The organism is Pseudonocardia sp. NPDC049635, assembly GCF_040659795.1.
In the GTDB taxonomy this organism is placed as follows: Bacteria; Actinomycetota; Actinomycetes; order Mycobacteriales; family Pseudonocardiaceae; genus Pseudonocardia.
Genome location: NZ_JBFAON010000022.1, coordinates 73,752 through 88,803, shown reverse-complemented (window position 1 = coordinate 88,803; position 15,052 = coordinate 73,752). Strand labels below are relative to the sequence as shown.

Genomic DNA, 15,052 nt, shown 5'->3' with positions numbered 1-15,052 from the left:
CCGAACCCGGTAGCTAAGCCTTTCCGCGCCGATGGTACTGCACTCGACAGGGTGTGGGAGAGTAGGTCGCTGCCGACATTCAACGTGTATGGGGAATGCCCCGGGTTTCGGCCCGGGGCATTCCTGCGTTCCCGGGGTGCGGTCGGCCCAGGAGAAGGCGTCACCGCGACGGTCCGGGACGGCTCGGGGTGGATGGGGGGACTCGCTCAGGCCGCGTCGACGCCGACGGCGTCCGCGACGTCGGCGAAACCGTCGGCCCGCAGCAGGGCTGCGAGTTCCCGGTGCAGCCGCGACGGCCACAGCAGTCCGCCGTACACGAACCCGGTGTAGGCCTGGACCAGGGCTGCCCCGGCCCTGATCCGCCGGTAGGCGCCGGCGGCGTCCTCGATCCCGCCGACGGAGATGATGGTCTGGTCGTCGGCGAGGCGGGTTCGCAACCGGCCGACGACCTCGAGGGCCCGGTGCGCCAGCGGCCGCCCGGAGAGCCCGCCGGCGCCGAGCGCGGCGACGGCATCGGCGGGGGTGCAAAGTCCGTCGCGGGCGACGGTGGTGTTCGTCGCGACCACGCCGTCGAGCTTCAACCGCACCGCGAGATCAGCGACCGCGTCGACGTCGTCGGCACTCAGGTCCACCGTGATCTTCACCAGCAACGGCACCCGGCGGTCACCGGTGACCCGGTCGAGCTCCTCCCGCACGGCGACGAGCAGCGGCTCGAGGGCGTCCACCTGCTGCAGGTCGCGCAGCCCCGGGGTGTTCGGGGAGCTGACGTTGACCACCACGTAGTCGGCGTACCCACCCAGTGCGGCGGCGCTCGCCCGGTAGTCGGCCGCCGCGTCCTCGGCGGGGACGGACTTGCTCTTGCCGATGTTCACGCCGAGCACCGGCATGCCGGCGGCGGGACGTGCCCGCAGCCCGGCCAGGCGCGGCGCGACGGCGGCGGCACCGGCATTGTTGAAGCCGAGCCGGTTCACCAACGCGCGGTCGTCGACGAGGCGGAACAGACGCGGTGCGGGGTTGCCCGGTTGCGGACGGCCGGTCACCGTCCCGATCTCGACGGCTGCGAAACCCAGCCGGCCCAACGCCAACACCCCACGGGCGTCCTTGTCGAACCCGGCGGCCAGCCCCAGCGGCCCGGCGAACTCCAGGCCGAGCGCGCGGGTCCGCAGCACCGGGTCGGTGGGCACCAGCCGGTCGGCGACCCGGGGCCCGAGCACCGGGGCACCGCCGAGGGCGCGCACGAGGGCGAACCCTGCGCGATGGGCCGGCTCGGACGGAACGTGCCGCAGGACGGTGCGCATCAGGGCGTCGTACATGACCCCATCTTCACAGCACGGAAGCGATGTGCCGCTACGGAGTCCGCCGTGCCGCACCGAGCTGGTCGAGCATGCGGCGGTCACGTTTCGTCGGGCGCCCCGCCCCGCGGTCGCGACGTGCGAACACCGGGACCGCGGGCCCGGTCGGCTCGGCCGGAGTGTGGTCGACGTAGCACTCCTGGGCGATCGGCGCTCCCACCCGCTTCTCGATCACCCGGGTGACCTCGACGATCCGGTTGCGGTCGTGCACGCGGGCACGGATCCGGTCCCCGACCCGCACCGGGGAGGCCGGTTTCGCAGGCCGGTCGTTGACCCGCACGTGCCCGCCACGACAGGCCGTCGCGGCCTCGGCGCGGGTCTTCGCCAGGCGTACCGACCACAGCCAGCGGTCCACGCGGGTCGTCTCCATCCGGACATCGTGCCATCGCCGAGCCGCCCGGTGCCTGGTCCCGCAGCGGGCCCCGCGGTGGGTCCGCCGCCGTCGCCGGACCGCGGCCGCGCGACCGCCGGCCGCCCCGCCGGGCGCAGATCGGCGACACCGAGCGCGCCGCAACGGTCGAGGCCGTGCACCCGGCTACGGTGTGCGGTGTGGCAGAGCCCATCGATTCCGTCCTGCTCGTGTTCAACCCGGGCAGCACCGGTGACGCCGACGAGCTGGCCAGGGGCCTGCGCGACGAACTCGCCGCGGCCCGGCCCGAGCTGCCCGTACGGCTGCGCCCCACCGAGTACGCCGGGCACGCCCGGGAGATCGCCCGGGAGGCCGCTTCCGGCCCGGGGCGCCCGCTGATCGTGTCCGCGAGTGGCGACGGTGGCTACAACGAGGTCGTCAACGGGATCATGGAGGTGCCCGGGACCGGTGCGGCCGCAGCCGTCCTCGCCGCCGGCAACGCCAACGATCACGACCGCGTCACCAGCCGCCGTCCACTCGCCGAGGCCGTGCTGGACGGCCGCACTGAGCGGATGGACCTGCTGGAGCTGCACCGCGGTGACGATCCGCCGCACTACGCGCACTCCTACATCGGGTTCGGTCTGACCCCGGTCGTCGCGCTGCAGATCGAGAAGGGCGGCAAGGGCACGATCCGTGAGATCATCACGACCGTGCGCTCGTTCTGGGCGTTCACCCCGTTCGAGATCGAGCTGGGTGCCGGTGACCGGCGACGGATCGACAACCTGGTGTTCGCGAACATCGGCGAGATGGCCAAGGTCGCCGAGCTCAGCGAGACCAGCAGGCCCGACGACGGCCGGTTCGAGGTGATCCTGCTCGAGCACCGCCCGAAGTGGAAGCAGCTGGCGATCGCGGTGCGTGCGGCGGTGAAGGGCCTCGGCCGCCAGCCCGCGACCAGCGAGTTCCGGTTCACCACATGCGGCCCGATGCCCGTGCAGATCGACGGCGAGATCTCCGACGTGGCTGCGGGCACCACGGTGCGGGTGCGGTGCGCCGCGGGCGCGCTGCGGGTCGTGCGCTGATCAGCCGGGGCGCCCGGCCAGGGTGAACCCGACGGTGCCGAGCGCACCCGCCTCGCCGAACGTCGCCCGGACGGTCGCGCCCGCCCGGGTGGGCACCGGCGTGGTCGTCGTGCCGGTGGTCACCACCGCGCCGGCCTCCAGCCGCGTGCCGTACTGCGGGAGTGCGTCGGCGAGCCAGGCCAGCGCGGACCACGGATCGCCCAGGACGGCCGCCCCGGAACCGGTGACGATCTCGTCGTCCACCTGCAGTGAGGTCGACGTCGCGGCCAGGTCGAGATCGAGCCCGCCCGGGATCTCGGGGCCGAGCACGAACCGACCGGCGCAGGCGGCGTCGGCCAGCAGCGACGGCGCGCCTGCGGCCAGGAAGTCGTCGAACCTCGAGTCCGGCAGCTCCACCGCACAGTGCACAGCGGCCACCGCGGTGCGTAGCTCCTCCCGGGAGGCGCCGGCGTCGACCGACGCCCTCATCCGGAACGCGAACTCGGCTTCGGCGACGGCCATGTGCAGCCCGTCCGCCGGGACGACCTCGCCCGGGGCGTGCCGGAACCGCTCGAACAGGATGCCGGGCAACGGCGCATCGACGCCGATGTGCGCCTGGCCCGCCTGCGCCGTCGCCGCGAGCTTCCAGCCGTAACCGGGCCCGGCGCGCTCGGAGAGTCGCCGCTGTGCGGCGAACCCCTCGGCGAGGGTGCGCGGACGAAGCAGCTCGGGCAGCGCGGCGAGCCGCTCACCGGTGGTCCAGGCCTGCCACAGCGCACCGGCGGTGCCGTCGGCGCGGACGAGGTCGACGGCCGACGGCTCGATCCCGCTGCGGTCCGTGTGACTGTGTGCGGTCATCGGGGCGCGATCCTGCCAGGTCCGGTCCCGGCGCCCGTCAGGTCCCGTCTCACCGCCTGCCGAGTACCTCGGCGACCCGGCGGACCCGCTCGTCGGCGAGTGCCTCCTCCAACGTCACCGGCAGCGGGATCCGCCAGTTCGGGTACTCGTCGAGGGTCCCCGGCAGGTTCGGTTGCCGGGGCTCACCGAGCACGTCGTAGAACGACGCCAGGACCAGCCTCGACGGAGCCGAGGCCAGCAGGCCGTGCAGGGCGACGACGATCTCGTCCTCGTCGGTCACGTCCGGCGACGGGAGCAGTCCCTCCGCGGCGAGCAGGGCGAGCAGCTCGTCGCGTTCGACGCCCGCCTTCGCCTCCTCCGCGCGGGGGTCGTCGAGCAGGTCCAGCTCGGCACGGACCCGCACGTGCTCGCCGCGCAGGAAACCCGGTGCGGTCGGCAGGTCGTGCGTGGAGATCGTCGCGACCGACCGTTCCGGCCAGCGCGACGGACGGCGCAGCGGACCGTCGTCACCGCCGGTCACCGGATCGGGGTCGCGGGAGAACCACAGCACCGTCGAGCCCAGCAGGTTGCGCTCGGCCATGTCCTCGCGGATCCGCGGGATCACCGTGCCGAGATCCTCGCCGACGACCAGCGCGCCGGCCCGGTGCGCCTCCAGCAGCAGCACGGCGAGCATCGCCTCGGCGTCGTAGTGCACGTAGGTGCCACGGTCCGCGGTCTCGCCCGCGGGCACCCACCACAGCCGCCACAGGCCCATCACGTGGTCGATGCGCAGGCCGTCTGCGTGCTGCAGCAGCGCCCGCACCATGTCACCGAAAGCGGCGAAACCGGTGTCGGCCAGCCGGTCCGGTCGCCACGGCGGGAGCCCCCAACTCTGCCCGCGTTGGTTGAACGCGTCCGGTGGTGCGCCGACCGACGCGTTCAGGGCCAGCACGTCCTGCCACATCCAGGCGTCCGCCCCTTCCGGGTCGCAACCGACCGCCAGGTCGTGGATGACACCGACCGGCATGCCGGCGTCGCGGGCCGCGGTGCGCACCTCCGCCAGCTGCGCCTGGGCCTGCCGCTGCACCCAGGCGTGGAACGCGATCCGCGGCGCCAGCGTGCGTTGTGCGGCCGGTACGCCCGCCCCGTCCGGACGGCGCAGGTCCTCGGGCCACAGCGACCAGCGGCTGCCGTGGCGCTCGGCCAGTGCGCAGAAGGTGGCGAAACGCGCGAGGTCGGCGTCGGGGTCACCGTCCGGGTGACCTGCGCTGCGCCACAAGGCCTCCAGCGCCGACCGCTTCGCCGCCCACACCCGGTCGTGCGCGATCCGGTCACCGGTCGTCTCCGGGCGCAGCGCGTCGACCTCGGCCCGGGTGGCGGGATCGGCCGCCGCGTAGGCGGGCAGGTCGGTGACCCGCAGCGCGAGCGGTGTCGTGTAGCGCCGCGACGAGGGTGTGTAGGGCGAGGGCTGGACCGGTGGGACCGGGGTGATCGCGTGCAACGGGTTGAGCAGCACCGCACCGGCGCCGTGGCCACCGCGCACCAGGTCGGTCAGGTCGCCGAGGTCACCGATGCCCCAGGAGCGGCGGGAGTGCAGGGCGTAGAGCTGAACCATCCAGCCCCACGTCCGGGGCGGGTCGGGCAGCGCGGCCGGCGCCACGACGACCGTCGACCGGCCCGCGTCGGTCTCCAACAGGTAACGACCGGGTTCCAACCCGGCAGGCAACTCTCCGTCCACATCGGAGGCGCGACCGGCTGCGTCGCCGTCGGTGGCGGTCAGCCTGCCCCGGCCGGGCACGGGTCTGGCCCGGTCGGTGCGGTGCCCGATCGTCGCCGGTAGCGGCGCCCGTTCCCGGGCGGCGGCCAGCGCGACCCGTTGTGCGTCCGGCCCGCAGACGTCCACCTCCAGCAGGGCCAGCACAGTGCGCACGACGTTCGCGTCGATCGGCTGCTCGGTGCGGGTGCCGTCGAGGTAGGAGGTCGCGACGCCGTGCGCGTCGGCGATCTCGGCGAGCTCGGGGTCCACCGGGTCGCGGGTCATGGGGAAGATCCTGACCGATCCGTCCACGTCCGGCGAGACGCGGTGGCCCACCAGCACCGACGTCGACACGCGGGCGGGGTTGCAGCACACCGGCAGGGAGGCCGACGGTGCTACGGTGCGTCGCCGGACACGCCGACCGGGTCACCGGAGCCGCAGGTACCCGACGCGGCCCCGGGCCCCGGCTCGACCGTGTCGTGGGACCGGTTCAGGGTGTTCCGGCAGGAGGATCTCCAATGTCGACGTGGGCCCTGCTGGGGCTGTTGGTGGTGGTGCTGGTGGCCGTCGGGATCGCAGCGTTCCTGCGGTGGGGGCGGGGCCGGGACGACGACCCGACGTCGCACGACGACGAGGCTCGGCCGCGCACCGTCGCGGACCTGGTCGAGCGCCGGGCCCGGGGGCTCTCCGGCGATGGTCCCGCCGCGCGGCCGGAAGCCCCGTCGGCGGGATCCGCCGTCGCGCAATCCGGCGGTGCCGACCCCGGCGGTCCCGGCAGCAGCGGTTCCGGCAGCAGCCGAAGTGCCGATGTCGGCAGTACCGGCGCCGCCAGCGGTGCCGATACCGGTGGTGCCCCCGCCGACGGTGCCGAAACCCGCGGTTCCGTCGCCAGCAGTGCCGATACCAGCAGCGCCGACACCGGTGGTGCCCACACCGGCAGCGCCGGGGTCGCCCGCTCCCCGGAGGGTGTGACGGCCGGGCAGCCGGGGCCCACCGAGCAGCCCGGCTCCTCCGTTCTGCCGGCCGATCCCGGCCCGGTCCACCGCGACGCATCGCGGCCGGAGCTCGGGACCCTGGGTGCCACGGTGTCGTCCGCGCCGGACATCACCGACGCCGCCGCCGACACGGCCGAGGACGGGGCGAGCGACCCGACCTCCGAGGTCGGCTCCGCCGAGCCGCGGATCACACCGGACGTGAGCGCCGGGCCGGTCGGCCCGCCGTGGTCCCGCGGGTTCAAGGACGGCAAGCCGGTCGAGCCGGTCGACCCGCCCACCGCACCGACCCGGCGAGTGCCGAGCCCGGCGCCGATCTCCCGCAGGCGTCCGCTCGAGCAGCAGCCCCGCACCGAACCCGACGGCCCGGGCCCGGACAGCTCGGCGCCCGACATCAGCACGCCGGCAACCCGGCCCGGGACGCCGACGGCCGGAGGGCTCGCCTCGATCGCGGCGTTCCGCGCGGCGCGCGATGAACGGACCGGGCCCGGGAGCAGGGCTCCGGAGCGTTCCGCCCCCGCCCCGGACGGCCCGGACACCGACACCGACCCCGACACCGACACCGGCCTGGCCACGGAGCCGGATGCCGGGCAGGACCCGAATCTCCCGGTGCCCGAGGTGGAGGTCGACGCGGTCGCCGCGTCGCGTGCGCCGGTCGCGACGGCGGTGGACGAGGAGCCGATCGACTTCGGCCGTGGGGTGCAGGTCGACGCGACGGCGGGAACCGTCGCCGAGCGGACCGATGCGGTGGAGCCGGATCCGGACACCGTGCAGGTCGTCGGCCCGGCATCGGACCTCGACGAGGCCGGCACTGCTGCGCACGGTGACGCCGTGCGGGATGCGGCCGCGCAGGGTGGCGCTGCGCAGGACGACGCCGTGCCGGATGCGGCCGCGCAGGGTGAGGCTGTGTCGGTCGCTGATGTCGTGCCGACCGGTGCCGGTGCAGAGCCCGCGCCAGAGCGGTCCGGCGCCGGGCCGGCGCGGGGCAACGACAGCACCGAGCCGGTTGCGGACCCCCCGGTCGTCGTCCCGGCCCGGGCGGAGCAGCGATCCCCCGTGGACCCCGACCTGGTCAAACGAGTCACCGCGGTGCCGGCGGAACGTCCGGCGTTGCGCGGTCCGGCCACCCCGGACACCGAGCGCGAGTTCCGCGAAGCCCGCGACCGGATCGCCGGCCAGTCGAGCTGGAGCGGCCGGGTGCCCGAACAGGCGAGCGCTTCCGAGCGGAGCGTCACGACCGAGGCCCGGGTCGCCAGCATCGGGCTGGCTGCCACAGGTCCGCGGGAGGCCGGCGACACCCCCGAGCCGCCGCCCCGGCCCGCCCCGCGGGTGCTGCGCTCCACCCGCCCGGTCGCGGACCGTCCGGAGCCGCCGCCCGCGGCCGAGCCCGCGCCGCCGCCGGTGACACCGGCACCCGAACCGGAGGTCTCCCCGACCGTGCACACCGTCAGCGCCGCGAACACCGCGAACACCAGCCCCGCCCCGGCCGGTGAAGAGGACGAGGACGTGGCCCTCGCGGTCCGCCGGCCCGGGCCCGCTCCGGACGTGGTCGTCCCCGGAACCGCGCCGCAGGACGTCGAGGTCCGGGCGCTCGGACCGGACGACGGCGCGCTCGGCGGTGTCTCCGTCGTACTCCGGGACCGGGCGGGACGGACGGCCGGGTCCGCCGTCACCGGTGCCGACGGCATCGCCCGCATCCCGGCGCCGGGGGCGGGCGAGTTCGCCGTCGTCGCCCGCCTGGACGGTCACCGGCCCGGTGTCGCCGCCGTCTCGGTGGCCGACTCCGCCGTCGCGGTCACCGTGCGGCTGCACCGCTCCGCGACCGTGCACGGCACCGTCCTGGCGGGTGTCGGCCCGGCCGCCGGGGTCCCGGTCGCGCTGGAGCAGGACGGCGTGCCGGTCGCCGAGACCCGGACCGGGCCGGACGGCACGTTCCGGCTCACCGATCTCGACGCCGGCCGGTACCGGCTCGTCGCGGGCACCGGCGCCGACGCGCCGGGAACCGACGTCGAGGTGCCCGCGGGCGGTGACGTCGAGCAGGACGTGACGGCGTCGTGACCGGCGAGCCGGACGTGCAGGGCCGACTACCCGGCGTCGGCGGGATCGAGCTGTTCTGGCAGGGGTGGCTGCCCGACGCCGACCCGACCGGTGTGCTGCTGGTGAGCCACGGCATCGGCGAGCACTCCGGCCGCTACGGCACGGTCGTCGACACCCTGCGTCCCGACGGCTGGGCGGTGTACGGGCTCGACCACCGCGGGCACGGACGCTCCGGCGGGACCCGGGTGCACGTCCGCCGCTACGACGACCTGCTGCAGGACTTCGAGACGTTCCGGCGGGAGGTCGTCGCCCGGCACCCCGGCCTCCCGGTGTTCCTGCTGGGGCACAGCCTGGGCGGGCAGATCGCGCTCGCCTACGCACTGCGGCACCAGAACCGGCTCGCCGGTCTCGCGCTGTCGGCGCCGGCGCTGGCCTCGGACACGGTCCCCGCAGCGCTCGTCCCGGTGCTGTCGCTGGTCTCCCGGGTGCTGCCCACCGTGCGGCCGGTCGGGATCGACACCGGTGCGATCAGCTCCGATCCGGCAGTGGTCGCCGACTACCGGGCCGATCCGCTGGTCCACCACGGCAGGCCGACCCTCGCCCTGGGGGCCGCGGTGTACGCCGCGATGGGCACCCTCCCGGCACGTGCGGCCGAACTGCGGCTGCCGCTGCTGGTCCAGCACGGCACCGCGGACCGGCTCACCGATCCGGCGGGCACCCGGACGCTCGACGAGTCGAGCGGGTCCCCGGACACCACGGTGCGCTGGTACGAGGGTTTCTGGCACGAGATCTACCACGAACCCGGTCGTGACCGACCGCTGTCCGACCTGCGGCAGTGGCTGGGCGAGCACCGCGACGTGAGCCGGACCCGGCGGGCCTGACCCCGCTCCCGGGAGCGCCGTGGCCCGCCGGATGGTGGAATCGTGGGCGCAGCAACGGCGAACGAGGTGGCGTGCACGGTGACGAGGTCCGACGATCAGGCGGCGGATGCCCCTGGGTGCGTGCGCGCGCTGCTCGAGTCGATCGACTGGTCGGCGACCCCGCTCGGCCCGCGGTCCGGATGGAGCCGCGAGCTGGAGGGCGCGATCCGGTTCATGCAGGAGAGCCGGCAGGCGCTGGTCCTGTGGTGGGGGCCGGAGCTGGTACTGCTGTACAACGACGTGTTCGCCGAGCACTCGGGGCTGCGGCACCCGTCCGCCTTCGGGCGTCCGCTGCGCGAGGGGTGGCCGGAGCTCGCCGAGCATCTCGCCGGTGAGCTGAGGGAGCTGTTGGCCGGTGGCCGGGACGGCATCTACCGGGCCGCCGACAAGATCGTGCTGAACCGGTGCGGCCGTCCGGAGGCGACCTGGTGGACCTACTCGGTGACACCGGTCCGTGGCCCCCACCGCGACGTACGCGGGCTGATCTCGCTGACGACCGAGGTCACGGACAGTGTTGTCGCGTCGCGTCGGTTGGCCGTACTCAGCGCGCTCGGTGAGGTCGCACGGGACTCACCCACGATGGACGTCGCCGTCGAGCGGTTGCAGACGGTCCTCGGTGACGCGGTCGACGACGTCGCCTGTGCGGTCGTCGCCGTCGCCGGGGCCGAGGCCCGGACGCTGACCACGGTCCGGGTCGCCCAGCCACCGGAGGGCTGGTTGCCCGCCGACCGGGGCCCGGACGCCGGGTCCGCGGTCGAGTTCGTCACCGTCGCACCCGTGTCCGCCGCCGACGGGAAGGTGACCGAGCTGGCCCGCGCCGTGATGCACACCCCGGACGGCGGCACCGGGATCGCCGTGGCGATCGGCGTGCCGCCGTTGTTGCCGCTCGACGAGCGCCAGCGCGCGTTCCTGCGGCTGGTCGCCGGGCACATCGGCTCCGTCCTCACGGCCGCGATCGCCCGGGACCGCGAGCGCGACCGCCGGGAGGACATCAACTCCGAGGAACACGCCCGCGCCGACTACGTCGCGGGCCTCGGTGACGAGTTCCGGGACCCGCTGACCCTGGTCCTCGGCCCGCTGGAACGGTTGCGCGACCACCCCGACCGGTCCGTCCGCACCCAGGTCGACGTCGCCCAGCGCAACGCGCAGCGGATGCTCAAGCTGGTCGACGGCCTGCTGGACGCTTCGGCTCTGCAGACCGGCAAGCAGGAGGGCATGTTCGCGCCGACCGAGCTGGGTTCGACGACCGCGGAGCTGGTCGCTGCCTTCGCTCCGGTCCTGGAGCGGGCGGGCCTGGAGCTGACGCTCGACTGCCCGCCGACCGGACGTCCGGTCTGGGTGGACCGGGACGCCTGGGAGAAGATCGTCCTCAACCTGCTCAGCAACGCGGTCAAGTACACCGTGGAGGGCGGGGTCCGGGTCGAGCTCGGCCAGGACGGTGAGCAGGTCGTGCTGACCGTCGCCGACACCGGCGCCGGGATCCCGGCCGACGAGATCGACACCGTGTTCGAGCGGCGTCGCCGCCCCCGCCGGGCCCGCGGCCGGACCAGCGAGGGCAGCGGTCTGGGGTTGCCGCTGATCCGCCAGCTGGTCCGGTTGCACGGCGGCAGCATCGACGTCGAGAGCACGCCCGGTGTGGGGAGCACCTTCACCGTCCGGCTCCCGCTCGGTTTCGCCCACCTCGCCCAGGACCGGCTCGTCCGGTCCCGGACGGGGGCCCGCAGCACCCCGCGGCTCGCCGCCCCCTACGTCGCGGAGGCGCTGCGCTGGCTCCCCGACCCGCCCGAGGGCGACCCACCGGTGGAGAGCGGCCCGGCCCGTGGCCGACTCGTGGACGGGTCGGTCGTCGACGGCCTCGACCTCCAGCACCGTGACCGGGTGCTCGTCGTCGACGACGACCGCGAGATGCGCGGCTACCTGCGGGACCTGCTCGCCGAACGATGGAACGTGCAGGTGGTGGCGGACGGCGCCGCCGCCGTCGACGCGGCCCGCACGGATCCCCCCGATCTCGTCGTCGCCGACGCGGCGCTGCCCGCGAGCGGCGGGATCGAGCTGCTGCGGGCGTTGCGCTCCGATCCGCGGACCGTCGGCGTGCCCGTGGTCCTGTTGTCGTCCCGGGCCGGTGAGGAGGCCGCGGTCGAGGGTTTCGCCGCGGGCGCCGACGACTACCTGGTCCGGCCGTTCTCCGCGCGCGAGCTGCTGGCGCGGGTGACCAACCACCTGCAGCTCGGCCGGGTCCGCCGGGCCGCGGAGCTGCAGTTCCGGGCGATGGCCGACTCCACCCCCGCGCTGATCTGGGTCGACGACCCGGGCGGGCACCGGTTGTTCGTCAACCGGGGATGGCTCGACTTCACCGGCGTCGACGATCCGGCGAAGGAGCTGGGGCTGGACTGGCGGCGGCGGATCCATCCGGACGACCGCGAGCGGTTCCGCTCGGTCACCGAGGCGGCCGCCCGCGCGCACGCGCCGTTCGAGGTGGAGTACCGGCTGCTGGACCGGGCCGAGCGTTACCGCTGGGTGCTGGACCGGGGGGCGCCGGTCCGCGACGGCGAGCGGGCCGCCGGCTACGTCGGCGGTTGCCTGGACATCGACGTCCAGCACCGGGAGCAGCGCAGGCACCGGATCTACTCCGAGGTCGCCGAGTCACTGGAACGGGAGATCACCCGGACCGGACGCACCAACCGTCTCGTCCGCGCGGTCGTCGACGAACGACTGGCCGACGTCGCGCTGGTGCACGACGCCGAGCCGGCCGAGGGCGGTGTCACGCTCGCGGTCGCTGCCGACCGGGCCGCGCTGGAGCCCGCCCTGTCCCGGCTCGGTCCGCTGGTGCCGCTGAGGGAGCGGATCGGCCGGCCGGAGATCATCGACGCCGGGCGGCTCGACGAGGTCCTCGACCGGTTGCCCGCGGCGCAGCGCCGCGCGTGGGAGAGGCTGCGGATCCGCTCGGCGATGGTCGTCCAGCTGCCCGCCCGCGGCCGGACCAGCGCCGTGCTCACCGCGGCCCGGATCGAGCCGGGTGCCCCCTACGCCGCCGACGACCTGGACCTGCTGTCCGAGATCGGCCGCCGGGCCGGCCTGGCGATCGACAACGCCCGGTTGCTGGAGCAGGAACGGGCCTCGGCGCAGCGACTGGGCCTGCTGCACCGGGCGACCGCGAAGATGTCCGCGGCGGCCACCGCCGGGGAGGTCGCGGCCATCGCCGCCGACCACATCGTGGACCTGCTCGACGCCGATTTCGCCGGTCTCTGGGAGGTGCGCGGCGAGTGGCTGCAGGCGCTGACCGGGCACGGCTGGGACAGTGAGACGTGGCGCCGGGCCGGCCGGATCCGGGTGGACGCCCCGATGGGGGCCACCGAGGTGCTCGGCACCCGCGAACCGCTCTGGTTCTCCGGCGCCCGGGAATGGGCGGCCCGCTACCCGGCGCAGATCGGTGTCGTTCCGGAGCACTCGCAGACCCTCGGCTACCTGCCGCTGGTGGTCGGCGGCCGGGTCCTCGGCGTGCTGGCGGTGTCGATGCTGGCCGAGCGCACCCTCTCGGAGGGTGACCGGGAGGCCGCGGTCGCGGTCGCGGAGCTCACCGCACAGGCGCTCGACCGCGCATCCATGCTGGACGCCGAGACCGAGGCCCGTCGGCTCGCCGAACGGCTCGGAGCGGTCGCGACCGGTCTGGCCAGGGCGACCGACCTGGATTCGGTCGCGGCGGTCGTCGTCGAGCACGGGCGCAGCTCGGTCGGGGCGGAGGCCGTCGCGCTGCTGGTGATCGACGACAACGGGGTGCTCGCGCCGCTCGGGGAGGCCGGGTGGCCCGACGACGGGCCCCCGATGCGCACTCCGGCGCGCAACCACCCGCTCAGGCAGGCGGTCAGCGGCGGCGAGCCGATCTGGAACGCCCGGGACATGTCCGCGGCGCGGCGCTACCCGGTGCACACGGCGGTGCCGCTGATGGTGGCAGCGCGGCCGATCGGCGTGCTCGGCATGCGGTTCGCGCAGGAGCCGACGTTCACACCGGAGATGCAGAGCTTCGTGCGCACCATGGCGAACCAGTGTGCGCAGGCGATCGTGCGGGCTCAGCTGCACCAGGCCGAGCACGAGGTCGCGGTGACCCTGCAGCGCAGCCTGCTGCCGCAGAAGCTGCCGGACATCGAGCGGCTCTCGCTGGCCACCCGCTACCGGCCCGGGACCCAGGGCACCGAGGCCGGCGGGGACTGGTTCGACGTGCTGGACCTGGGCGGTGGCATCGTGGCGCTGGTGGTCGGTGACGTCGTCGGGCGGGGCCCGTCCGCGGCGGCCGTGATGGGGCAGCTGCGCAGCGCCGTCGCCGCGAACCTGGTCAACGGTCAGCCACCGGCCGGGGCGCTGGAACAGCTCGACCAGTTCGCCCTGCGGGTGCGCGGGGCGACCGCCAGCACCGTCGCCGTGGCACTCGTCGACATCGGCACCGGGGCGCTGCGTTATGCCAGTGCCGGGCATCCGCCACCGTTGGTCGCGGGTCCCGGCGGGGTCCGCACGCTGTCCGAGGGGCGCGGGGTGCCGCTGGGGATCTCGGGCCGGCCGCCGTTCGCCGAGGCGACCGACCGGATCGAGCCGGGGGAGACGATCCTGCTGTGCTCCGACGGCCTGTTCGAACGTCGCGACGAGGTGATCGACGACGGACTGGCCCGGCTCACCACCGCGTTCGGCGAGCTCGCCGACGCCCAGCCCCGGGACATGGCCGACACCCTCCTGAACCGGATGTCGGAGGGCTCGTCCGTGCCCGACGACACGGTCGTCGTGGTCGCGCGGCTGTTGCCGCCGCCGCTGCGCACGGTGATCGAGGCCGACCCGCAGCGGCTCGCCGCGCTGCGCCGCACCGTCGGTGGCTGGGCGGCGGCCTGCGGGATGGGCCCGGACGCCGTGTCCGACCTGCAGCTGACCGTCGGTGAGGCCGTCACCAACGCGATCGAACACGCGTACCTGCCCGACGACGTCGACGCCGCCGCCGGGGTCGACCTGGAGCTCGCCGTCGCCTCCGACGGCTCGGTGAGCGTCCGGGTCGCCGACGGTGGCCGGTGGCGGCCCGCGCCGCCGGACCCCGGCTACCGGGGCCGTGGGATCGCGCTGATCCGGGAGCTGGCCGAGGACGTCTCCATCGAGCCCTCCGAGACCGGCACCACGGTGCGGTTCCGGTTGCCCGCCACCCCGGTGGACGTGGGGACGCCCGGTGCCGGCCCGCCGGTGGAGTTCGTCGCGGGCGAGCCCGAGCCGGACCGCGACCCGGGCGCGGCCGAGGACCCTCGCCCGGAACGGACCCGGCTGCGGGTCGCACCGGACGCGCACGGGGTGCGGCTCACCGTGATCGGCGATCTGGACCCGAGCGGGGTCGCGGCGATCCGTGGGCCGCTCGCCGAGCATCTGGGCCGTGGTCTGCCGGTCACCCTGAACCTGGCGTCGGACTCGTTCGTCAGCAGCGCCGGGATCGCGCTGCTGTCCGAGGTCGCGCGCCGGATGCGGGCCGACGGGGTGCCGCTGACCCTGGTCGCGCCCGCCGGGAGCCAGGCCCGGCGGTCGCTGGTGCTCTCCGGCCTGGACACCGTGATCGGGATGTCCGACGAGAGCTGAGTCGTGACGGGTCGGCGAGGGTCGTCCTGTGACGGCGAACATGCAGGTCACGGGAGGTGTCCGGACAGGGTCGGGTCGGATCCCGCCCGCCGGACGTCACCTTGAAGCGTGTGTTGCGGTGTGGTGACATCGGTGCCGTGAGTCAGGCAGCGA

At 75.0% G+C, this 15,052-nt stretch carries 8 protein-coding genes; 4 read left to right on the top strand and 4 right to left on the bottom strand.

Features of this window, described 5'->3' with window-relative positions; genetic code table 11:
• Positions 1-206 precede the first annotated feature (206 nt).
• Both AB0J24_RS22610 and AB0J24_RS22605 read right to left on the bottom strand, forming a co-directional pair.
• Entirely contained in the window at positions 207-1,313 is a 1,107-nt protein-coding gene (locus AB0J24_RS22610; protein ID WP_358684430.1) for a quinone-dependent dihydroorotate dehydrogenase, read from the bottom strand.
• A gap of 34 nt (positions 1,314-1,347) precedes the next feature.
• Positions 1,348-1,722 (bottom strand): RNA-binding S4 domain-containing protein, encoded by a 375-nt coding sequence (locus AB0J24_RS22605; RefSeq protein ID WP_358684428.1) that lies wholly within the window; start codon positions 1,720-1,722, stop codon positions 1,348-1,350.
• A 179-nt stretch (positions 1,723-1,901) separates the two neighbouring features.
• Here AB0J24_RS22605 and AB0J24_RS22600 point away from each other — a divergent pair, with 179 nt between their 5' ends.
• Positions 1,902-2,780: a diacylglycerol kinase family protein gene (locus AB0J24_RS22600; protein ID WP_358684426.1), complete on the top strand. Its 879-nt coding sequence runs from the start codon at positions 1,902-1,904 to the stop codon at positions 2,778-2,780.
• Here AB0J24_RS22600 and AB0J24_RS22595 read toward each other — a convergent pair whose 3' ends face one another.
• Together AB0J24_RS22595 and malQ are read right to left on the bottom strand one after the other, a co-directional pair.
• On the bottom strand, positions 2,781-3,617 hold the full coding sequence (locus AB0J24_RS22595) for a fumarylacetoacetate hydrolase family protein (protein ID WP_358684424.1): 837 nt from the start codon (positions 3,615-3,617) through the stop codon (positions 2,781-2,783). It abuts the gene before it with no gap.
• A 49-nt stretch (positions 3,618-3,666) separates the two neighbouring features.
• A complete protein-coding gene (gene malQ, locus AB0J24_RS22590) occupies positions 3,667-5,637 on the bottom strand; it encodes a 4-alpha-glucanotransferase (RefSeq protein WP_358684422.1) in 1,971 nt (656 codons plus the stop codon).
• 233 nt (positions 5,638-5,870) lie between these two features.
• On the opposite strand from malQ, the gene AB0J24_RS22585 reads away from it, so the two are divergent.
• The 3 genes from AB0J24_RS22585 to AB0J24_RS22575 all read left to right on the top strand — a co-directional run bounded on the left by AB0J24_RS22585 (position 5,871) and on the right by AB0J24_RS22575 (position 14,899).
• A complete protein-coding gene (locus tag AB0J24_RS22585) occupies positions 5,871-8,402 on the top strand; it encodes a hypothetical protein (protein WP_358684420.1) in 2,532 nt (843 codons plus the stop codon).
• Positions 8,399-9,262, top strand: a complete 864-nt coding sequence (locus tag AB0J24_RS22580) for a lysophospholipase (RefSeq protein ID WP_358684418.1) — start codon at positions 8,399-8,401, stop codon at positions 9,260-9,262. The genes AB0J24_RS22585 and AB0J24_RS22580 overlap by 4 nt, the downstream gene beginning before the upstream one ends.
• Positions 9,263-9,382: 120 nt before the next feature.
• Positions 9,383-14,899, top strand: coding sequence for a SpoIIE family protein phosphatase (locus AB0J24_RS22575; protein ID WP_358684416.1), 5,517 nt, complete (start codon positions 9,383-9,385; stop codon positions 14,897-14,899).
• The last annotated feature ends 153 nt before the right edge of the window (positions 14,900-15,052 follow it).

Coding starts and splice junctions, on each gene's coding strand:
- AB0J24_RS22610 (WP_358684430.1), bottom strand. CDS start 1,313: ATGTACGACGCCCTGATGCGCACCGTCCTGCGGCACGTTCCGTCCGAG.
- AB0J24_RS22605 (WP_358684428.1), bottom strand. CDS start 1,722: ATGGAGACGACCCGCGTGGACCGCTGGCTGTGGTCGGTACGCCTGGCG.
- AB0J24_RS22595 (WP_358684424.1), bottom strand. CDS start 3,617: ATGACCGCACACAGTCACACGGACCGCAGCGGGATCGAGCCGTCGGCC.
- malQ (WP_358684422.1), bottom strand. CDS start 5,637: ATGACCCGCGACCCGGTGGACCCCGAGCTCGCCGAGATCGCCGACGCG.
- AB0J24_RS22585 (WP_358684420.1), top strand. CDS start 5,871: ATGTCGACGTGGGCCCTGCTGGGGCTGTTGGTGGTGGTGCTGGTGGCC.